This window comes from Actinoallomurus sp. CA-150999 (assembly GCF_050942425.1).
In the GTDB taxonomy this organism is placed as follows: Bacteria; Actinomycetota; Actinomycetes; order Streptosporangiales; family Streptosporangiaceae; genus Actinoallomurus.
The window spans coordinates 3,750,607-3,772,342 of the sequence record NZ_CP192063.1 but is presented as its reverse complement, the minus strand read 5'-3'; the positions used below and the strand labels follow the sequence as shown (position 1 = coordinate 3,772,342).

At 71.8% G+C, this 21,736-nt stretch carries 8 protein-coding genes; all 8 read right to left on the bottom strand.

Translation table 11 applies throughout. The features are described from left to right. Positions 1–54: 54 nt before the first annotated feature. Positions 55–3,156, bottom strand: coding sequence for a family 78 glycoside hydrolase catalytic domain (locus tag ACQP2O_RS17735; protein WP_433185879.1), 3,102 nt, complete (start codon positions 3,154–3,156; stop codon positions 55–57). Beyond that, positions 3,153–5,654 (bottom strand): beta-L-arabinofuranosidase domain-containing protein, encoded by a 2,502-nt coding sequence (locus ACQP2O_RS17730; protein ID WP_433185876.1) that lies wholly within the window; start codon positions 5,652–5,654, stop codon positions 3,153–3,155. The genes ACQP2O_RS17735 and ACQP2O_RS17730 overlap by 4 nt, the downstream gene beginning before the upstream one ends. Continuing rightward, positions 5,651–7,696: an alpha-L-rhamnosidase C-terminal domain-containing protein gene (locus tag ACQP2O_RS17725; RefSeq protein WP_433185873.1), complete on the bottom strand. Its 2,046-nt coding sequence runs from the start codon at positions 7,694–7,696 to the stop codon at positions 5,651–5,653. Before ACQP2O_RS17725 ends, ACQP2O_RS17730 begins: the two co-directional genes overlap by 4 nt. Before the next feature lie 200 nt (positions 7,697–7,896). After that, complete coding sequence (locus ACQP2O_RS17720; protein WP_433185870.1) at positions 7,897–10,887, bottom strand: glycosyl hydrolase; 2,991 nt, start codon at positions 10,885–10,887, stop codon at positions 7,897–7,899. Between the two features lie 108 nt (positions 10,888–10,995). Further along, positions 10,996–14,931 (bottom strand): family 78 glycoside hydrolase catalytic domain, encoded by a 3,936-nt coding sequence (locus ACQP2O_RS17715; RefSeq protein WP_433185867.1) that lies wholly within the window; start codon positions 14,929–14,931, stop codon positions 10,996–10,998. A gap of 25 nt (positions 14,932–14,956) precedes the next feature. Next, positions 14,957–17,023 carry a family 43 glycosylhydrolase gene (locus ACQP2O_RS17710; protein WP_433185864.1) on the bottom strand — a complete coding sequence of 689 codons (2,067 nt, stop codon included), beginning with the start codon at positions 17,021–17,023 and terminating at the stop codon, positions 14,957–14,959. A 45-nt stretch (positions 17,024–17,068) separates the two neighbouring features. Beyond that, complete coding sequence (locus tag ACQP2O_RS17705; RefSeq protein WP_433185861.1) at positions 17,069–18,478, bottom strand: arabinose isomerase; 1,410 nt, start codon at positions 18,476–18,478, stop codon at positions 17,069–17,071. 65 nt (positions 18,479–18,543) lie between these two features. Further along, positions 18,544–21,663, bottom strand: a complete 3,120-nt coding sequence (locus ACQP2O_RS17700; protein ID WP_433185858.1) for a family 78 glycoside hydrolase catalytic domain — start codon at positions 21,661–21,663, stop codon at positions 18,544–18,546. Between the last annotated feature and the right edge of the window lie 73 nt (positions 21,664–21,736).

The window sequence follows — 21,736 nt, the reverse complement described above, 5'->3', positions numbered from 1 at the left end:
GCGCCGTGCGATTCCGCGTGCTCCCGCCCCGGGTGAGGCGGGAGCACGCGCGGGTCACTTCGACCGGAACGTCCACGTCCCGGAGCCGACCTGGCGCACCTCGCCGGAGCCGGGGACGTGCACCTCGGCGGTGCTGCCCGGCGGCACGGTGACCGTCAGCCGGATGCCGTCGTCCGTCTTGGTCCAGGACGTACGGGCCTCGCCGTACGGGGTGCGGTAGGTGGCCGAAGCCCGGGTCAGGTCGCCGACGACGGCCGGGGCGATGAGGAGCTTGCGGTAGCCGACCGAGCCGGGGGCCTGCTGGATGCCGGCCAGCCGCCCGGTGAACCACGAGTCGATCGAGCCGAGCATGAAGTGGTCCTGCGACTGGCCGCTGCCGCCGTCCCAGCCCTCGCCGAGCGTGGTGTTGCCGTGTACGACCTGGTAGCCGTAGCTGGGGCTGTCCGTCTGAGTGGCGATCTTGTAGATGACGTCGTCGGGCAGCACGCGGAACGCGCTGGGCAGCGAGATCTCGCCGAGCTGCAGGTGGTACCCGGCCGCCGTGACGCTGCCGACCAGGTGGTCGAGCAGGCGCTGCCGCTGGTCGGCCGGAACGGCGCCCATGTCGAGGGCGAGCGCCTCGGCGCCCTGGCCGCCGCCGGCGAAGGTACCGCTCGCGGTGTCGTAGTACTTGTCGGACAGGGCCTTCGCGCTGGCGTCCGCCTTGGCCCGGTACGCCGCTGCCTCGTCCGTCTTCCCGAGCGCGCCGGCGATCTTGGACATGGTGTCGAGGACCCGCCAGTAGCCGTACGTCCCGGAGACGAACTTCGGGAACGTCCGGTCCGGCGTGATCCAGTCGCCCAGGCTGTAGTCGGTCAGCCCGTTCACCGCCCGGGCCTCCAGGTAGGAGGCGTACTTCTGCATCGCCGGGTAGTAGGCGCGCATGGTGTCGGCGTCGCCGTAGGTCAGGTACAGGTCCCACGGCACGACGACGAACGCGCCGCCCCAGTTCGGGTCGTCGCGGTACGCCCCGGCCAGCACCGTGTAGTCCGGCACCGTGGACGGGATCAGACCGGTGTCGGTCTGCGCCTCGGCCATGTCCCGGACGACCTTGCGGAGCTGGGCCGCCATGTCGTAGTTGAAGGCCAGACCGCCGAAGACGAGGTGGTCCTGTTCGAGCCAGCCGAGCTTCTCCCGGCTCGGGCAGTCGGTGAGGATGCTCTGCATGTTGTTCTCGATCGCCCGGCGGATCAGGGTGTGGATCCCGTCGAGGAGGTCGTTGGACGAGGAGAACGAACCGGCCGAGGGGTTGTCGGCGTGCAGTGCCAGGCCTCGGACGGAGACGGTCGCGCCGGCGGGCACGCCGCGGAGCTCGACGTAGCGGAGGGCGTGGTAGGAGAAGTGCGGGTGCCAGGTCTCGGCGCCGTCGGTGCGCGTCGTGTACTGGTCCCAGATCGGCGCGCCGACGTTGCTGGTCAGCTGGTACGCGCGGCCGTTGTTGAGGCTCTCGGCCGGGTACATGCGCACCGTCGTTCCGGCGGGGGCCGTGATGGTCAGCTCGGGCCAGCCGGCGATGTTCCGGCCGAGGTCGAAGACCTGGTAGCCGTCGCCGGAGCCGACCTGGGTCCCCTGGAGGGTGTCCTGGACGCGGACCGGCTCCTCGATGCGGCCCGTCAGCCTGCCGCCGGGGCCGGTTACGGCGACCGGCTGCTGCCAGCCCGGCCGCTTCGCGCCGGGCCGGTCCCAGCCGGTTGGCTCACGACGGGCGTCGAAGTCCTCCCCGCCGTACCAGTTGGAGAAGGTGGTGCCGCCGAGGGTGGTCTGCCAGTCGGTTCCGCTGACGACGCGGCGGACGCTGCCGTCGGCGAGGGTGACCTCGAGCTGGGCGATCAGCTCCGGGTCGCTCTGCGTGCCGCCGAACTTGCGGTACCGGTCGGCGGTGGAGATGACGTTGGCGGTGCCGTTGCCGAGCCGGACGCCGATCGAGTTCCGCCCGGGCCGCAGCAGCCGCGTGACGTCGTACGTCGCGTACGGGACCTGGTCGGTGACGTCGGTGTTGCCCGGTTCGAGCACGGCGTCCCCGAGCCTGCGGCCGTTCAGCCCGGCCTCGTAGACGCCGACGCCGCTGACGTACAGGCGGGCGGAGCGGATCCTGGAGGGCAGCGCGAAGTCCTTGGCGAAGATCGGCATCGCCTCCGGGACCGGTGATCGCGGTGGCTCCTGACCGGCGACCGTCCGCACGGCGGTGAACGGCCCGGCGGCATCGTCGCCCGTCGAGACGGAGTAGTCGACGGGCGCGTACGGGACCTTGTCGCCGGCCGCCGGGACGTCGGTGCGCGGGAACAGCAGCACCTGGTCGAACGTCTTCGCGGACTTCAGGTCGACGGTGAGCGTGATCGGCTTGGCGGAGACGTCGTCGGAGGGGTACGCGGAGCTGGACCAGCCGGCGAGCTCCTGGTTCGTCGTCTCGGTCCCGTCGGTCAGGTAGCGCGGGAGCCACTTGTGGTTGACCTGGTTGCCGGTGTCGGAGCTCGTGACCGTCGTGTTCGCGGCCAGGTTCGTCCCGGAGGAGTCGCGGACCTCGAGCTCGGCGAGCTGCAGCCGCCAGGTCTTGTCCGGGAGGTTCTCCACGAGCGGCAGGCCGAGCCGGGTCACGTTGAGCCGGACATAGCGGGCGGTCGTCTCGGGCAGCTTCACCACGATCGGGGTCGGCTGCTTCTCCTTGAACCGCCAGTCCGGGTGGGTGATCCACTGGCCGGACCAGTCGGACGCCGACGTCAGGCCGGCCTCGAACCAGGCCGGTTCGCTCCACGCCGACGCGCCGCCCGAGCCGGTCCACACGCGCACCCGCCAGTAGACGCGGGTACGGCTGGCGAGCGCCTTCCCGGCGTAGTCGACGCGCTGGCCGGCGGAGGCGACCCGGCCGGTGTCCCACAGGTCGGGCCGGCCGAACCCGTCGGGGCTGGTCGCGGCCTGAATCTGATATGCCGTCTGCGCAGCCGAGGTCAGGCGCCAGGTCAGCGGCGGGGTCGTGTCCTCGATGCCGAGCGGTTCGGTGAGGTCGGCGGCGCGCAGGCCGGTGACGCCAGGGCGTTCACCGGCGTACGCGGGCACGGCGGTGCCGAACACCACCGCCAGCGCGGCAGCCGAGGCGGCGGCCCGTCGCAACGTGCTCATGCGTTCCGTCCTTGAGCGTGGAGGGCCGCGACGTCGGCGGCGGTGAGGGCGTGGTTGTAGATCCGGAAGTCGTCGACCTGGCCGTGCAGGTACGGGTGGGTGGGGTTCTGGGAACGGCCGAGGTAGTTCTGCGTGGTCGCGCCGAGCAGCAGCGGGCTCATCACGAGCGCGTCGTTGCGGCCGGACTCGGCGCCGTCGACGTACAGCACGCCCTTGCCGTCGGCGATGGTCACCGCGACGTGGCTCCAGGTGCCCGCCGGGATCGGGCCGGCGGCGTCGATGAAGTCCTCCCCGTCCATTCCGGCGATCTTCATGGCGAAGCGCGCCTTGCCCGTGCCGGTCCGTACGGCGAGGAACAGGTAGGTCATCTTGTGGAAGCCCAGGTCGAAGACGCGGGCGGAGTTGGCGAGCTCCTCCGGCCGTACCCAGGCCGCGATGGTCAGGGCGTCGAGCCCGCTGATCAGCCCGGGCGGCAGGGCGACGTGGCCGTCCTTGCCGTCGAGCGCGACCGCGCCGTCGCCGGTCCAGGTCGCGCCGCCGGCGAGCGTCGCGGCGGGCCAGGTCCTGGTCGCGTCCGCCGTCGTCGTGCCGCTGCCCTCCCCGAAGGAGTAGCGGGCGATCAGGCGCGGCCGGGACCGGTCCGGCGGGGTCGCCCAGTACACCGTGTACCGCTGGTGCTGGATCTCCGAGAACGGCATGAGCGTGACGTCGGCGCCGTCCGCCGTCGCGGTGAAGCGCAGGGAGTCCTCGGCGGCGCGCACGGAGCGCGGCTCGATCGCCGGGATCGTCTTCAGCTGCTGGGCACCGTACCCGCCGGCCAGCACGACCGGACCGTAGCTGACCGCCTGGACCTTCGGGTTGTCGGGGGCCTTCCGCCAGGTCAGCGCCATGGGCAGGGTGACCTCGACGGTGTCGCCGTCGCGCCAGCGCCGCTCGATCGTCACGTACGTGCCGGGCCGGGCCCGGCCCGCCTCGTGGCCGTTGATCCGGACCCGGGGATGACGGGTCCAGCCGGGGATACGGATCTTCATCGTGAACCGCGCGTCGCCGCGCACGGTCAGCCGGGTCGTGTCCTCCTGCGGGTAGCGGGTCTCCTGGCGGACGTGGACCCCGCGCTCGGCCCAGGTCACCTCCGAGGGGATGAACAGGTTGACGTACAGCGTGCCGCCGGTGTGGAAGTAGATGGAGTCGGCGAACTTCGTGTGCGTCTCCATGCCCGTGCCGTGGTCGCAGGAGAAGTTGGTGTAGTCGCTGCTGTAGCTGCCCGGGTCGGCGCCGAGACCGCCCTTGACCTGCCGCTGTGTGCCGGGCCACAGGCCGGTGTAGTACGTGCAGAACCCGTGCGCGGAGTCGGGGTCCTGCTCGCCGAGCAGCTGGTTGTACAGGGTCCACTCGTAGTAGTCCATGTACGCCGGGCTCGGGCGGTGGAAGAACAGCAGCCGCGACAGCTTGAGCATGTTGTAGCTGTTGCAGTTCTCGCAGGTGTTCTCGCCGAGCTGGGAGATGATCTGGTCCGGTGGGCAGAACATCTCGGCGTTGCTGTTGCCGCCGATGACGTAGGTGTGGTGGCGGACGACCGTCTCCCAGAAGTACGCCGCGATGTCGAGGTAGCGCGGGTCCCCGGTGGCCTCGTACTCCCGCACCGCACCGACGATCTTGGGGATCTGGGTGTTGGCGTGCAGGCCGGCCAGCTGGTCCTGCCGGTCGGCGAGCGGGCCGAAGACGGCCTCGTGGTCGAAGCGGCGGGCGGTGCGCAGGTGCGCGGGGTCGCGGGTCTGCAGGTAGAGGGCGGCGAGCACGTCGTTCATGCCGCCGAACTCCACGTTCAGCAGCGACTGCATCTGCTCGCTCGTCAGCTTCGCGGTGCGCGCGTCGGCCCAGGCGGCCATGCCGAGCAGCACGTCGAGGGCCTGGCGGTTCCCGCTGAGCTGGTACTGGTCGAGCAGCCCCGCCATGATCTTGTGGAGGGTGTAGTACGGCGCCCACGGATGGCCGCCCGCCTCGAGCTGGTCGAAAACCTTTTCCTCGAAGGCCGACAGATACCCGGTCGTGTAGCCCGCTCCCGGCCCCGCGGCCTGGCACTTGGCGAGCTCGCCGACGATGTACCGGGCCTTGGCGGCGTAGGCGTCGTCGCCGGTGTTCGCGTGCGCCTGGGCGAGGGCGGACAGCAGGTGCCCGGTGGAGTGGCCGCGCAACTGGACGTTCGGGGCCTCCCAGCCGCCGCAGGGCTGCGCCGCCGACGGCAGCCCGGCGGTGAGCCGGAACGTGTGCAGCAGCCGGTCCGCGTCGACGAACGTCAGGTAGGAGCAGGTCCGCGCCATGTTGTCGCGGAACCGGCTCTCCAACAGCGTGACGCCGCGCAGCGGGAACGGCGTCACGGCCGGGTCCCCGCCGGTCGCCGCGACGGCCGCCCGCCCCGGCAGATCCAGCAGGCCGGCGGCGGCCACCGCGCCGCCCGCGACGCCGAGGAACCCGCGCCGGCTGAACGGTGTACTCATCGCTCCCCCACTCGCTCGCTCGTGATCGTGTAGTGGCCCGCGCGCAGGCCCTCGAGGTAGACGTACTCGCCGTCGGTGTGCGCGCCGTACGCCGTGGCCCGCGTGCCGGTCCAGGCGAGCCGCCCGTTGACGAAGACCCGGACCTTGCCGCCGAAGGTCGGCACGCCCGCCCGGCCGGTCGTGCCGCGCGGCGCGGTCAGCCGCGCCCGGAACGCCCCGTGGTCGACCCGCCAGGAGGCGTCGACCGGGCCGTACTCGGTGGTGATCCGGCCCTCGGTGAAGGTCAGGTCAGCCGGGTGCGGGACGAAGTGGAAGGTGCGCCCGCCCGGCGAGTCGGGTGCGACGCCGAGGACGTAGAAGCTCAACGCGGGCGTCGGGCCGGTCGCCCAGCCGTGCGCGAGGCTGACGTACGTGCTGCAGAACACGCACGACTCCCCCGCCCGGTAGGACTCCCAGAAGGTGCTCTGCGTGCCGTGCGGGCTGGTCAGCATGTAGCCCCACTGGCGGCGGATCAGGTCCACGCCGGCCTGGTCGGCGGTCTGGCCGCCCGCCGCGAAGTGCGCGTTGACCTCCATGGACCCGGAGAACACGCCCGGGTTGCCCTTGTTCTCCGGCGCGGTCGAGCCGACGTCGTTCCAGTTGCCCGTGAGCGTCGTGCTGATCCGCCGGGCCTTGTCCTGGTCCGCCAGGCCGTACCAGACCGCGAGCGCGTTGCCGTCCTGCGGGTGGATGGTGGAGTTCGGGTAGAACTTGTACGCCCCGGCGGCGTCGTCCCAGAAGTTCGCGTCGATGGCGGTGCGCAGCGCGGCGGCCCGGCTCGCGTACGACGCGGCGAGGGCCGTGTCCCCGCGCACGGTGGCCAGCTCCGAACCGGTGCTCAGCACGCGCCACAGCAGGACGTTGGCGATGAGGTTCTCGCCCTTGGCGAGGATGCGCACCGAGTCGCCGGTGCCGGTGATGGACAGCAGCCCGTTCGCGTCGACCTTCGCGGTGCTGTAGTCGACGCCGTGCTTGTAGGCGTCCCACACGCTCGCCAGCCACGCCGTGTCGCCGGTGTAGCGGTAGTAGTCGTAGCTCGCCGACAGGGTCCACAGGTGGTAGGTGTCGGAGCCGTACTTGTTCATCATCGGCCCGGAGTACGGCAGCTCGCCGGTGTCCTTCTGGTGCTGGTACACCGTCGTGAGCGCGTTGCGCGCCGACACCGTGTCGCCGAAGGCGGCGTACGCGGCGGGGATCTCGATGCCCAGATCGCCCGGCCACACGGTCCGGTCGCGCTTGGCGCCGTCCACGAGGATCGTGTCGCCCACACCGACGTCGCCGGTGTTGTCCCACAGCGCCGCGGGCGGCTCCCAGACCCTGCCGGTCTTGGGGTCGATCGTGTTGAGCTGCATCGTGTACACGCCCGCGTACCAGATGCGGTTGAGCAGCGGGTCGCTGGAGTAGAAGTGGTTCGCGTAGTCGGCCGGGTGCTTCATCGTCGGCGCGGCCGTGAAGTGCAGCGACGCGCGGTCGAGGTCGACGCTGCCGGCGGAGTCCAGGAAGACGGTCAGGTAGCGGAAGCCGCCGCGCAGGTTCTGGGCGGGCATCGTGTAGGTGGTCGCGCCGTCGACGTCGGCGTACAGGACGCCGTCGCGGCTGCGCGGGCCGCCGGTGGAGGTGTCGGAGTTGGTCCCGACGTAGTCCGGGGACTCGTTGAACGCCAGGCCGACCCGCTGCGGGCCGTCCGAGGCGGCGAAGTGCAGCGTGACCAGGCCGCTGACGTCCTTGCCGAAGTCCAGCGTGACGTACGAGCCCGTGCCGGTCAGGCGGGTCCGCCGGCCCGTGAGCACGGCGGACGGGTCGGTCACGGTGCCGTTCGTGTTGTAGATGGCGACGGGCCGTACGGTCCGGGTCCGGGGCGAGAGGTTGTAGGCGTCCCACGGCCGGGCCGCGGACCGGGACGGCGCGGGACCCGCGGTGGCGGGCGGGACGGACAGGACCGGCGCGACGAGGGCGGCCAGTCCCACGGCGGTCAGGGGCAGGCGTCGCTTCCAGGGGCTCATGCGATCTCTCAGGGTCAGGAGGAAACGAGGGTTCGGGGCCGGGCCGGGCGCGAGGAGACGGAGGATCCCCGCGACCGGCCCGGCCGGTCAGGAGGCGGAGGTGGAGGTGCAGTCGGCGCCGTGCGCGGCGGGCCGGGCGCCGCCGCTCAGGCAGTGGAGAAGCGTCGTTCTCATGGGGTACCTCGTCTCTGTCGGGGGCGTCATCCGGCGATCGCCGCCTGCACGTACGGCACGAGGCGAACGGGGCCGATCAGGCCGTACGCCTGCCGGGGCGCGCCGCCGTAGACCGAGGGGTCGGACACGCGCAGGCGGTTGTTCAGGGTTGTCGCGACCTCGACCTCGATCGTGTTGGCGCCGCGCCGCAGGTACGGCCCGGCGTCGACGACCGGGTTGATCTGGTCGACCGCCGGCAGGCGCCGCCCGTTGACCGTGACCCGGCAGGTGTCGAACACCTGGCCCAGCTGCAGGTACGCGCCGTGCGCGCGGGTCCAGGAGGCGGGCAGGTCGACCGTCGTGGTGTACCGGCCGATGCCCGAGACGTCCGCGAGCTCCGGGATGTCGGGCCAGGCCTTGAGCGCGTCGAGCGTCAGCCGGTGGGTGACCGTGGCCGTCTCGGTGGCGGACGCGCCCGGCTCCCGGCTCTCCACCTCGAGTTGCCAGGTCCCCGGGGTGATCGGCGCGGGGACGTCCGCGACCGTCGTCCGTACGATCCGGCCGGTGGACAGCGTCGTGGCGTACGTCCCGGCCGCCGTCGCGCGGATCACCAGGTCGCCGTCGGCGAAGCGGGCCTCGGCGGCCTCGGTGCTCGTGACGTGCGTCCGGCCGCCGCCGGAGCCGAACCGGCCCGGCCGGGCCAGCGCGACGACGGTCGCCTGACCCGGCTGCAGCGCCACGCGGACGGTGACCCGGTCGCCGTCCTCGGTGTAGGTCGCGATCCGCTCGGCCTCGCCGGTCCACGGGTCGAGCGCGTACGGCACGGCGTCCTTGACCGTGCGCGTGAACGACACGGCGTGGTCGATCGCGGCCACGGGTGGCTTCACCGACTCGGCGTGCCGCCCGTTGCACAGGTAGTAGTAGTCGACGCCGTCGTCGTGGCGGCGGGCGTTCAGCAGGGTGGAGCTCTGCGCGTACGTCACCTCCGGCGCGACGCCGAGGTCGGCGAGCGCGGCCGGGACGTTCGCCTTGTCGGCGACGACCCGGACCTTCGGCTCCTTGACCAGGTCGGCGACGACCGCGCGCAGGCGACCGTTCTCGGTGTCGGACCCGAGGCCCGGCACGGTCGGCGCGGACCAGTCGCCGAGCAGCACGATCGGCAGGCCCGCCCTCGCGTACCGCAGCAGCCGCTCGGCGGCGAACACCGTCAGCGTGCACTCCGAGCCCGCGAAGAAGTCGCCCTCCACGAAGATCGCCTTGTAGCGCGGCCCGTCCGGGGCGAACCGGCCGCCGGAGACCGTGGCGTTGGGGAGGGCCAGCAGCGGCTCGCTGACGAACTGGTGGGTCCAGCCCAGCGGGACGCCGCTCGCGGTGAACCAGGACGCGCCGATGCCGGTCGCCGTATATCCGGTCTGCCGGAAGATCGCGACGTCGGCGCGGGCCGTGCCGGACTGCAGCACCTCGTGGACGCGGCTCAGGTAGCCGGAGATGTCCTCGGCGTGCACCCAGGTGGGCTGGCGCGGCCCCCAGGACTCGCTGTAGCCGATGGTGCCGTTGTACGGCGTGAAGGCCGCGAAGCCGGGCCACTTCACCCCCGGCGCCGTGGCGTAGGAGAAGCCGTGGATGACCGCGCGGTTCAGCCCGGCAGCATACGCCCCGCCGACCGTCAGCAGGAAGCGCTTCCACGTCGTGTTGTACGCGCCCCCGTTGTACGCGCCGATCTCCCCGGACAGCACGGTCTTCCCGGCCATGTCCCGGCCGCCCGCGAGACAGCGCCAGTCGTCGAGGTTCTTGAACCCGATCGACTCCCCCTCGGGGACGTCGAGGATCGCGGCGGAGGCGATCGCGTCGGTCTGCAGGCCGTACGGCTGAGCGCGCAGGTCCAGGCCGATGGAGTGCGCCCACTTCTTCAGCGCGGTGACGTGGTGCTCGTTGAACAGCTGGGACACGACGTCCCAGAAGTCGTGGCGGACGTGCCGGGTCAGCGCGGCCTCGTAGGCGAAGACCTGGTTGCCGCTCTTCTGGACGATCGCCGGCAGGTACGGCGCCAGCGCGTAGCCCTTGCGCCGGGCGAACTCCGCGGGCAGGTCCGGCGTCCACTGCAGCGCCTTGGTCTCGATCTCGATGGAGTCCTCGAACAGCGTGGCGCCCGCCCGGCGGATCAGGCGCCGCACGTCCTGGGTGAGGATGTGGGACTCCCAGTAGTCGGTCACCGCCCGGGTGCCGGCCGCGCTGAAGTGGTCGACGACGTACGCCGCCGGGCTCGTGTGCGGGCCGGACTCGGGGGTCTGGCCGGAGCCGCGCTCCCAGTGGGCGATGACCACCCAGGAGCCGTCGGACGGAGCGGTCCAGCTCAGCCGCCCGTCGGCGACCCTGCCGGTCAGGTCCTGCACGGACGCGAGGTCCAGGCCGGTCTCCTTGCGCGTGGAGTTGGCGGTGTTGACGCGTGCGGCCTGCACGAGCAGGAGTCTCTGGGCGGTCACCGTCGCGGCGGGCGCGATCGCGGGCGCGGGCACCGGTCCGTCGTACGTCGCGTCGGCGGCGACGGTCGCCGAGCCGTACGCCAGTTCCTTGACCGCCGCCGGGCCGTCCGGCGTGATGGTCGGGACGGCGGCGGGCCAGGCCGGGCCGATCGTCAGGTCGATGGTCACGCCGCGCCGGCGGGCCTGGTCGAGGGCGGCCTCGACGGCGTCGACCCACGCGGGGCTTCCCCAGCCGTGGCCGGCGGGATCCAGCACCGACTTGTCGGCGATGCTGTGGTGCACGGCGGCGATCTCCGCGCCGCCGAAGCCGGCGTCGGCGATCTGGTCGACCTCGCGCCGGATCTCGGCGGGGTCGACGTTGCCGTCAGGCCACCACCAGCGGAACTTCGGTGCCACGGCCGCGTCGGGCCGGGCGAATCGGCCGGCCGTCCCGGCCTGGGCGACGGCCCCGAAGGGCGTACCCGAGACGACCGCCGCTCCCGCCGCGGCCGTCCCGGCCGTCAACAGGAAGCCGCGGCGCGTGAAGCCCGCTCCGCCCACATCGCTGACTGACATCGTTCCTCGCATTCAGGGGATCCGATGGGGAGGGCGACGCCGCCTGGGCGGACGCCGCCCTCCCCACCGGCGACCGGCTGACACCGGCCGTGGTTCTTACGGGAGACCTCAGGAGGGATAGCCCTCCAGCTCGATCACCCGGCTGTACTTGTGGTCGTTGGAGTCACGGACGACGACGCGCAACGCGGACGCCTGGACCGGATCGACGGTCCGCTCGACGACGCCGGCGGTGTTCCCGCGCACGGTCGCGAGCGGCTGCCAGGTGCCGTCGACCCGCGCCTCGAGGTCGAAGTCCCGGATTCCGGACTTCGCCGCGGACGATTTGGTGCTGTTCAGCGTGAAGACGCGTACCCGGCCGAGCGTGACCGGGGCGTCCCAGGTGGCGGTGAGCGTGTCGGGCCACTCGGCGGAGGTGTCGTCGTTCCAGCCGCCGACGCCGTTCAGCCAGACCTCCGAGTCCGTCCCGCCGTCATTGGTCCAGGCCGGGTCGGAGCCGCTGTGGGTGCTCGAGGCCGACATGGTCGCGAGGCGGACGAGGTTCCCGGTCACCGCGACCGGCGCGGACGCGCTGTCGTCGCCGGCCGTGAGCGTCACCGTCCCCGACGTGACCCCGCTGTCCTCCTGTTTCAGCGCGACCGGGATCTCGGCCGAGCCGTGCGCCGGGACGCGTACCGGCGCGCCGGACACCGTCGCCGCGAAGCCGGACGACGCCGTGGCGCGCGGCCGTACGGTGACCGCGTCGTCCTCCAGGTTGGTCACCCGGAACCGCGCGGACGCCGGGTGACCGGCCACGACCGGGACGTTCACGCCGAAGGGCGGCTCCACGGCGAGCTGTGTCCGGTCCGGAGCGACCGCGGACGCGGTCGTCACCGTGAACGACCAGTGCCCGGAGCCGACCTCGTAGACGCCGTAGCCGTTCTGCGCGCCGATCGACGTCGCACCGGCGGGCGCGGCCACCCGGTCGCCGCCGAGCAGCGGCACCTCGACGCGCGCCGGGGCGCCCGGCGGCACCGTCACGTCGAGCCGCAGCGTCCGGCCGTCGCGCCGCCAGGAGCTGGCGACCTCACCGCGCGGCGTCTCGTACGTCCCGCTCGCGCGGGTGAGGTCGCCGACGACCGCCGGGCGGATCACGAGGTTGGTGTAGCCGGCGCCGCCGTCGGCCTGCCGGATGCCGGCCAGGCCGGCGTTGAACCACTCGTCGATCGCGCCGAGCATGAAGTGATCCTGCGAGCCGTAGCCGGTCGGGCCGTCCCAGTACTCCGTGAGCGTGGTCGCGCCGTGCACGACCTGGTAGCCGTAGCTCGGCGCGGTGACCTGCTGCGCGACCTTGAGCAGCACGTCGTCCCGGCCGGCCGCCGACAGCACCCGGAACACCGAGGGCAGCGCGATCTCCCCGACGGTGAGGTGGTAGCCCTTGGCCTCGATGCCCTTGACGAGGTGGTCGGTGACGGCCTGCCGCTGGTCGGCGGGCACCACGCCCATGTCGAGGGCGAACGCGTCACTCGCCTGGCTGCCCGAGCCGTACGCGCCGTCCTTGAGGTACTTCGCGTTGAACGCCGCGCCGATCTTCTGCGCCGCGCTCTCGTACCCGGAGGCGTCCTCGCCGAGCAGCTTGGCGATCTTCGCGAGGGCGACGGCGTCGCGGTAGTAGCCGTAGCTCGCCGCGAGCCCGACGGGAGTGGAGGAGTCGGTGGTGGCCCAGTCGCCGTAGCCGTAGTCGAGCAGGTTCCCGCTCGCCTTCGACGTCAGGTAGTCGAAGTACTTCCGCATGGCCGGGAAGTAGGTGCGCAGCGTCCCGGCGTCGCCGTACGACTGGTAGTGCTGCCAGGCCGACAGGATGATCGCGCTGCCCCAGTTCGGGTCGTCGCGGGCCGCGCCGCTGAAGACGACGTACTCGGGCGCGATGTCGGGCACGTGCCCGTCGGGCAGCTGTGCCTCGGCGACGTTCTGGAGGAAGTCGCGGTAGTACGCCTCGACGTCGAAGTCGCGGGCGACGGAGCCCTGCACCAGGTGCGTCTGCTCCAGCCAGCCGAGCTTCTCCCGGTCCGGACAGTCGGTGAGGATGCTGAACATGTTGCCCGCGATCGACGCCTCGACGATCTTGTGGATGTCGTTCAGCAGCAGGTCGGAGCTGGCGAACGTGCCCGCGGTCGCGTTGCCGGCCCGCAGGACGGTCGCCTCGGCCGTGTCCTTGTCCGGCGCCGACGGCAGGCCGGTCACCTGGAGGTACCGGAATCCGTGGTACACGAACCGCGGACGCCAGGTCTCGTCGCCGTTCCCGGCGAAGGTGTAGCGGTCCTCGACCGGCGGCTGCCGACTGCCACCGGCGATCATGGTGCCCTGGTCGACGAGGCCGTCGTCGCCGAGCCGCTCCCCCGGCTTGACGGTGATGGTCGTGCCGCGCGGGCCGCTGACGTGCAGGACCGGCCAGCCGGAGACGTTCGCGCCCAGGTCGAAGACGTACGTCCCGGACTCCGGGTGCGTGATCCGTACGGTGTGCTCCCGGCCGACCGGGACGATCGGCGGGGACATCCGCGCCGCCACGGCGATGCCCGGGTCGGCGGTCTCCGCGGCGGCCTTCCAGCCGCTCAGGTCCGCACCGGGCCGGTCCCAGCCCGGCTGGTCGCGCCGCGCGTCCTCGTCCTCGCCGCCGTACCACTGCGAGAACGTCGTCGGGCCCAGGTCGGTGCGCCAGGAGCCGTCGGTGGCGATCCGTTGCGTCGTGCCGTCCTTCAGCGTGACCTCGAGCTGGGCGAGCAGGCGCGGCGGGCCCTGCGCACCGACGTACTTGGTGTACCGGTCGGCGGTCGGTGCCACGTTGTAGGTGCCGTTGCCGAGCCGCACGCCGATGGCGTTGCCGCCCTTGCGGAGCAGCTTCGTGACGTCGTAGGTGGAGTAGACGACGCGCTTGCGGTAGTCGGTGTTCGGCGGCTCGAGCACCGCGTCGCTGACCGGCCGTCCGTTGACGGTGGCGTCGTAGATGCCGAGCGCGGTGACGTAGAGGCGGGCGTTGCGCACGCCCTTCGCCAGGTCGAACTGCCGGGCCAGCAGCGGCAGCGGCGGGAAGGTCGTGTGGTATGCCGGTGGCGGCTCCTGGCCGGTGACCGTCGCGGCGGTGGCGAGGTTCACGGCGTCGTTCCCGGTCTGCAGGGTGAAGTCGACGGGGAAGTTCGGGGTCTTCTCGTCGTCGGTCATCACGTCGGTGCGCGGGTAGAGCACGACCTGGTCGAAGTGCCGGCTCTGCCCGAGGTCGAGCTGCAGCCAGATGTGGTGGCCTGGATCTTGGGACTTGTAGGAGGGGCTGGTGTAGCCGTACGGCGCCTGCTCGCTGGTGAGCGACCCGTCGGTGACGTACGCCGGCTGCCACTTGCCCGGGTAGTTGCCGATCTCGGAGGCGGTGACGGCGGCGCCCTTGGCCAGGTCCTCGTCCGGGTGCGCGGAGTCGGCGACGACGATCTCGGCGAGCTGCAGCCGGGAGACGAGCGAACTCCCCTCGGTGATGGGCAGCCCGAGCTTCGCCACGTCGACCCGGACGTAGCGGGCGTCCTGCGCCGGGACCTTGACCGTGACCGGGGCCGGTTTCCGGTTCACCCACCGGTCGTCGCCGATCCACTTGGCCGACCAGTCCGTCTTGGCGAGCAGGCCCATCTCCCACCAGGCGGTGCGGCTCCACGACGACGCGCGGCCCGCGCCGTCCCAGACGCGCACGCGCCACCACACCCGCTGCCGGGACTTCAGTGCAGCGCCCTTGTAGACGGCGCTCACGGCCGTGGCGGCGACCTTGCCGGAGTCCCACAGGTCGGGGTGGTCGAGGCGGTCCGGGGCGGTGGCGGCCTGCACCTGGTAGGCGGCCTGGGCCTCGTTCCGGCCGGTCGCCGTGGGCTTCCAGCTCAGCGTCGGCGTCGTGTCGTCGACGCCGAGTGCCGTCTCGAGCGCGTCGGTGCGCAACCCGGCGACGCCGAGCCGCCCGCTGTCCGCGTGCGCGGGCAGACCCGGTGTCAGGGCCAGCGCGACCGCGGTCGCGCAGGCCGGGATGAACCTCATGGGGGCTCCTCGTCTCCTGGTGATGTCAGCGCTCGACGGACGTGTGGAACTTCAGGTCACGCGCGGGTTCGGAGGTGAATCCCGCACCGCCGTCGGTGCTGATGGCGGAGGTACCGCCGGAGTAGGGGTCCTGGTCGTTGAAAGCGACGCCGTAGCAGCCGGTGGCGGCCGACGTGCCGAGGCGCAGGGCGTACTCGGTGCCGCGCCGCACCGGTACGCCGGGTCGCAGGGTCAGGTCGCGGGCGGACCAGCCGATCGTGCTCGCCGGAACGGACGCCGACCACACCGTCGTCCCGGTGTGCCGGTCGACGAGCCGCACGTCGAGGGGGTCGGACGGCGGGGTCCGAAGGACCCGGCCGGTCTCCGTGCCGTCCTTGAAGACGGTCACGGCGAGCGAGGTGAGCCGGCCCGTGCGCCCGGCCGTGAAGCCCTGCTCGCGCCAGGTGGCCCCGGCGATGTCGCACGTGGTGCGGAATCCGGTCACGCCGCTGGTCTGGTCGACGGCCCGGATGGGCCGCTGGTGGCCGGGGTGGCCCGGGTCGAGGTGGATTCGCGAGTTCGCGCAGGTCAGTGGCTGGATGGCGCCGTCCGAGCCGAACGCGAGCGGCTGCCAGTAGTAGTTGGCCAGCGCCTCGTTGGTGTGGAAGTCCCACAGGTCGCTGAAGTAGAGGTACGTCGGCGCGCCGTGCCGGGACGGCAGCGTCGCGACCTGCGCCGGTTGCCCGCCGCAGGAGTCATCGCTGATCTTGATGCCGCTGGTCGGGACCACCCACCGGGAGAAGTCCCCGGAGAAGTCGTCGGACAGCAGCGTCCGGCCGTCGGCCGAGGTGACGTTGACGTTGTCGAACCGGGCGGACTCCAGGTTGGCGCCGTTCCACTCCCGGAAGCCGACCTTGCCGGTGGCGTACGTCGTGTCGGTGTAGGTGTCCACCCGGACTCCGTCGATCGACGTCGTCAGCGTCGCGCCGGACGCCGTGACCGCGACGTGATGCCACTCCCCCGCGACGATGGGCTTGTCCAGCGGCACGACATGGCTCGCCTGGGTGGCCCCGGCCCGGCGCAGCACGCTCAGCTTGCCGTTCGCCGACCCGGAGCCGGTCAGCAGGAACAGGTAGCCGTAGTCGTCGCGGTTCATCCGCACCGAGAACCCGGCCTGCGCCGACGTCCCCGAGGTGGTGGGCAGCGGCGCGACGTCGAAGGAGAAGGTGTAGTCGCTCCAGTCCTCGCCCTGCTGGGACAGCCCGTACAGCCCGCCGCGCGCGGTCAGCGCGCCGTCCTCGGCCGTCCACGCGTCCCGCCCGCGCCACGGGCCGAGCGGGCTCTTCGCGGTCAGGTAGGCGGTGCCGGTGCCGGTGCAGTACCCGCAGTTCGGGTCCGACATCGTCAGGTAGTACGTGCCGTCCCGCTTGAAGATCGACGGCGCCTCCACGCGGGTGACGCCGGTGATGTCGTACGGTCCGGCGGCGCGCAGGTAGTCGGCGGTGAGCTCGATGACCGCGATGTGCCAGCCCGCGTTGCTGCAGGTGAGATAGGCCTTCCCGTCATCATCGACGAACACGGCCAGGTCGGCGGTGCAGTGCGTCTGGTCCGGTAGGTCCGGGACGGGCTGCTCGGTGAAGGGCCCGGTCGGCGTGCGGCTCGTGTAGACCCGGAACTTGTCGGCGGCGTCCTGGTCGTTGACCCACATGACGTACCTACTGGTCGCCCTGTTGTAGACGACGTGCGGGCGGAAGCAGTACCGGCACGAGCGGGGCGCCACGACGTGCCCGCGGTCGGTCCAGTGCGCCAGGTCGGGCGACGAGTAGACCTTGAAACCGCAGAACGTGTCGTTGTTCTGCCACTGGTAGCCGCAGTCGTAGCTGGTGCCGTACAGGTAGTAGGTCCCGCCGAACCGCGCGATCGCTCCGTCGTGCGCGTCCACCGCGTTGCCGTCGGTGTCGAACCGCACCACTTGGTTCCCGGCCGCGTCGAAGTTCGCCAGGTCCGTGTCGACCGCGGCCCGGGCGGGCGCCGTGACGACGAGCAGCCCGCCCAGCGCCATGGTCAGCGCGAGTACGAAGCGGATTCCGCGCATGCCGAAGAAACTCGCCACACCGTCTCCTATGCGTGAGTCCCCCGACCCGGAAAAGAACTGGTATCAGGCGCGTACGTCGATCAGTTCCACCTCCAGGAGGTCCGCGAGGGCGCGCAGGTCGGCGATCCGGTGGCCGGTGCCGAGGGCCCAGTGGTGGGAGATGCCGGTGGCGCTCCAGGCGTCGGTCCAGTCCCCCGGGTCGCAGCCGAAGTCGACGCGCGAGGTGGTGTTGCCGATCTGCAGCAGCGGCCCGTCGACGACCTCGCCCTCGGAGGCGACGAACGCGAACCGGCCGTCCCGTCCCTGGCGGATGCCGAACGCCGTCACCGGCCCGTGCTTGACGTCGAACTCCACCGACACGCCCCAGCCGCGCTTGCCGTGGTAGACGCCCAGGCCGCGCAGCAGCGGCTTGGAATCGCTGATGGCCAGGTGGGCCGGGCCGTCGTGGCCCATCTCGACGTGGCCCCGCTGGAAGTCCAGCGCCTGCAGCTCGGTGAAGGAGCCGCCCGCGCCGAGCCGGTCCATGATCAGCATGGCGAGGGAGGTCCGCAGCTCGTACTCGCCCGCGGCCGGAACGCCGCGCGCGGTCAGCAGCGACGAACCGAGGATCATGCCCGCGCCGAGACGTTCGTGGATCTCGCCGTCCAGGCCCCGGTGGTAGTAGGCGAGGCTGTCCAGCTCGAAGTCCTCGACGAGCCGGTCGAGGCCGGCGGCGACGCGCGCGGCCCAGGAGAAGTCCTCGTCGTTGACCGAGTCGGCCAGCTCGAAGATCTCCGCGGCCTCCTTCTTCTTGGCCTCGGCCTCGGCGTCGGTGACCTTCTCCACGCGGACCCGCAGGTCGTCGAACTCCAGCACCTCCATGTGGCCGCCGAAGTTCGCCGGCACGAGGGTCAGGTCGGTGGAGACGTCGAGCATGCCCGGGTACAGGTGGCCCATGAGGCCGTGCCGCCCCCGGCGCAGCGCCGCCCGTACGCCCGCCGCCCGCACCCAGCGGCCGATCTTCGCCCAGGCCCGCTCGTCCTCGACGTAGCCCGACACCGAGCGGAACGGGATGCCGCAGCGCTGGAACGCGTTGGCCATCTCCGGCAGCGGGCAGGCGCCGCAGTAGGCCAGCCACTGGCCGGTGTCGAAGGTCGCGTGGTCCATCGACTCGGTCGGCTGCAGGTTGATCAGCAGCACGGGGGCGCCGCTGCGCTGGGCGATCGGCACCAGCATCGTCGCGGTCATGTACGTGGTGAGGAATCCGACGATGAGGTCGCAGCCCGCGACCCGCAGCTTCTCCGCGGCGGCGGCGCCCTCCTGGGCGTCGGAGATGAAGCCGACGTCGACGACCTCCGCCCCGAGCCCGCGCATCCGCTCGGACACGCGTTCGGCGGACCGCTTGAGCTGCGGCAGCAGGTCGGGGAACTGCGGCCAGTACGCGCCGAGCCCACCCGCGACGAGACCCACCCGGATTTTCGTGTCGACGGTCATCTTCTAACCTCCTTTGGAGACGGCGGGCCCGCGGCGGCCGGTGCCGCGAGCCCGCCGTCGGTCTTTCAGGCGCGGGTGCTGAAGTGCCAGCGTCCCGAGCCAATGGTGAACACGGCGTTGCCGTCCTGCATGCGCACGAAGCGTGCGCCGTCCTGGGTGACCTGATTCGCGCTTCCGGCGGGCACCCACACCTCCGCGGTCGTGTTGACCGGAACGGTGGCGTCGAGGGTGAAACGGCCTCCGGAGACCGACCAGCGGCTCGCGATCTCGCCGTAGTCGGACCGGTAGGTCGCCGACGCCCTGGTCAGGGATCCGCCGGGCCTCGGGTGGATGACGACGCTCCGGTAACCGGGCGACGCCGGGGCGATGCCGCCGACGTTCTGGTACATCCAGTCGCCGACCGAGCCGAGCCCGTAGTGGTTGAAGGAGTTCATGCCGGGGTCGTTGAACGTGCCGTCCGGCTTGATGCCGTCCCAGCGCTCCCAGATGGTGGTCGCGCCCTTGTCGATCTCGTAGCCCCACGACGGGAACGTCTTCTGCTCCAGCAGCCGGTACGCCACGTCGGTGTGCCCGGTGCGGGTCAGCGTCGGCAGCAGCTCACCGGTGCCGAGGAACCCGGTCGTGAGGTGCCCGCCGTGGGCGTCGATGTTCGCGACCAGCTTGTCGGCGGCGGGCTTGACCTGGCCGTCCGGCAGAAGGTTGCCGGCGAGCGCCAGGACGTAGGCGGTCTGGCTGCCGCCGCCGACGGTGCCGTCGGACGTGACGTACTTCGCGTCGAACGCGTCCCGGATCTGCCCCCACAGCGTGCGGTAGGAGGCCGCCGCGGCGTGGTCGCCGATCGCGTCCGCCATCTGCGCGACCAGGTCGGTCGAGTGCGCGAAGTACGCGGTGCCGATCAGGTCCTTCGGGGTGTCGTCGTTCACGTTCAGCCAGTCGCCGTAGCCCTCCGCCGGCCTGATCAACCCGGTGCTGTGCGCCTTCAGGTAGTCGATCCACTTGTTCATCGCCGGATAGCGGTCGCGCACGACCTGCAGGTCGCCGTAGCGCTGCCAGAGCGTGTACGGAATGACCACGCCCGCGTCGCCCCAGCCCGCCGTGCCCGAGCCCCCCGCGACGGCCGGGGCCACGTCGGTGAACGCGCCGTCGGCGGTCTGGTCGTCGGCCAGGTCGGTGGTGAACTTGGCGAGGAAGCCGTCGGCGTCCATGTTGAACGTCGAGGTCGGCGCGAACGCGGCGATGTCACCCGTCCAGCCGAGCCGCTCGTCGCGCTGTGGGCAGTCGGTCGGGACGCTGAAGAAGTTGCCCTTCTGACCCCACACGATGTTGTGCTGGATCTGGTTCACCAGCGGGTCGGAGGTGGTCAGCGTGCCGTTGGCGGGAGCGTCGGCGTGCGCGACGACGCCGGCGACGGCGTCCAGGCCCGGCGTGCCCGGATAGCCGGTGACCTCGACGTACCGGTAGCCGCGGTAGGTGAAGCGCGGCTCGTACGTCTCGGTGCCGTTGCCCTTGAGCGTGTAGCGGTCGGTGTCGACGGCGCCGCGCAGGTTCGTGGTGTAGAGCGTGCCGTCCGGGTTCAGCACCTCGCCGTTCCGCAGGGTCACGGTGGTACCGGCCGAGCCGGAGACCGTCAGGCGGTTCCAGCCGACCATGTTCTGGCCGAGGTCGAAGATGAACACGCCCGGCTTGGGTTCGGTCCGCTTCACCGGGTGCAGCACCGTGTCCTGCCGCACCGGCGGACCGGCCTGGGCGACGAGGTTCGGCCGTACGGTGGTGTTCACCTTGACCGGCTGCCAGGCGTGGTCGTCGAATCCGGCGCCGTCCCAGCCGCCCTGCTCGTTCCGGGCGTCATAGGTCTCGCCGGCGTAGATGTCGGACGAGGTCAGCGGACTGGCGGCCGCCTTCCAGGAGTCGTCGGTCCCGATGGTCTGCGAGGTGCCGTCGGTGAAGTCCACGCGGAGCTGGGCGAGGAACCACGGCTGCTGCCCGTAGATGTGCGAACCGGCGAAACCGATGTTCCCGGAGTACCAGCCGGGCGCCAGCAGCGCCCCGATCGCGTTGTCCCCGCGGTGCAGCATCGTGGTCACGTCGTAGGCCTGGTACTGGACGCGCTTGTTGTAGTCCGTCCAGCCGGGGGTGAAGTCGTCGTCTCCGACCCGGCGGCCGTTGACGTGCGCCTCGTACAGCCCGAGCGAGGTGACGTACAGGCGGGCCGCCGCGACCGGCTTGGCGAGCTGGAACCCGTGCCGTAGGTACGGCACCGGCGGCGACGGCTGGACGACCTGGCTCCCCCATGGGCCCGAGCCGTACGCGGCGGCGTCCTTGGCCGCGGGCCAGGAGGAGTCGTCGAAGCCCGGCTTCTCCCAGCCGTCCGGCACGGTCTGCGCGGCCTTGAACGAGCCGTCGGTGACGATGTCGATCGGATCCGCGCCGGAGCGTTCGACGTGCAGCCGCCCGACGATGCCCGCGGGGCTCACCGAGGTGTTCACCGCCTGGATCGCGATGGTGTTGGCGCCGGGATGCAGGACGGAGGTGAGGTCCGCGAGCTGTCCCTGCTTCCAGCTGTCCGTGACCTGCGGCGACGACGCGACACGCGCGCCGTTGACGTACAGGACGAAGCCGTCGTCCGCGGTCAGGGTGAACAACGCCTTGCTGATCGAGGCGGAGCCCAGGTCGACGGTACGGCGGAAGTACCGGGTCGAGGCGGGCTCGCTGGAGGTCGGGTCGCCCTCCGGGTACCAGATCCAGTCGGCGCCGGTCAGGCTCGGCGTCGTGTCGGGACTGCCGACCCATTTGGCCGTCCAGTCCTGCTGGGCCAGGCCGGTCTCGAAGAACGACGTCCTGCTCCAGTCCGAGGGCCTGCCCTGGGCGTCCCAGACGCGGACGCGCCAGTAGTACCGGTGGCCGGACCGCAGCGCGGGGCCGCCGTAGGACACGTCGACGGACTGGGGGCTCGCGACGCGGCCGCTGTCCCAGACGTCGGCCGCGCGTGCCTTGGTGCCGACGGCCACCTCGTACGCGGTCTGGGACTGCCCGCGCGCGGCGGAGTCCAGCCGCCAGCCGAGGCGGGGTTTGGCGGCGTCGATGCCGATCGGGTTCGTCTCACGCTCGGTCGTCGTCGCCGTCACCCGTACGGGCGGGGACGACGACGCGAACGCCGGCACGGCGCCGGCCACGCCGGTGGTCATGAGAGTCACGGTCAGGACGGACAGCGATCGTCGGCGGAACCTCGGTAGCAGGTGCATTCTCGGGCTCCCTTTC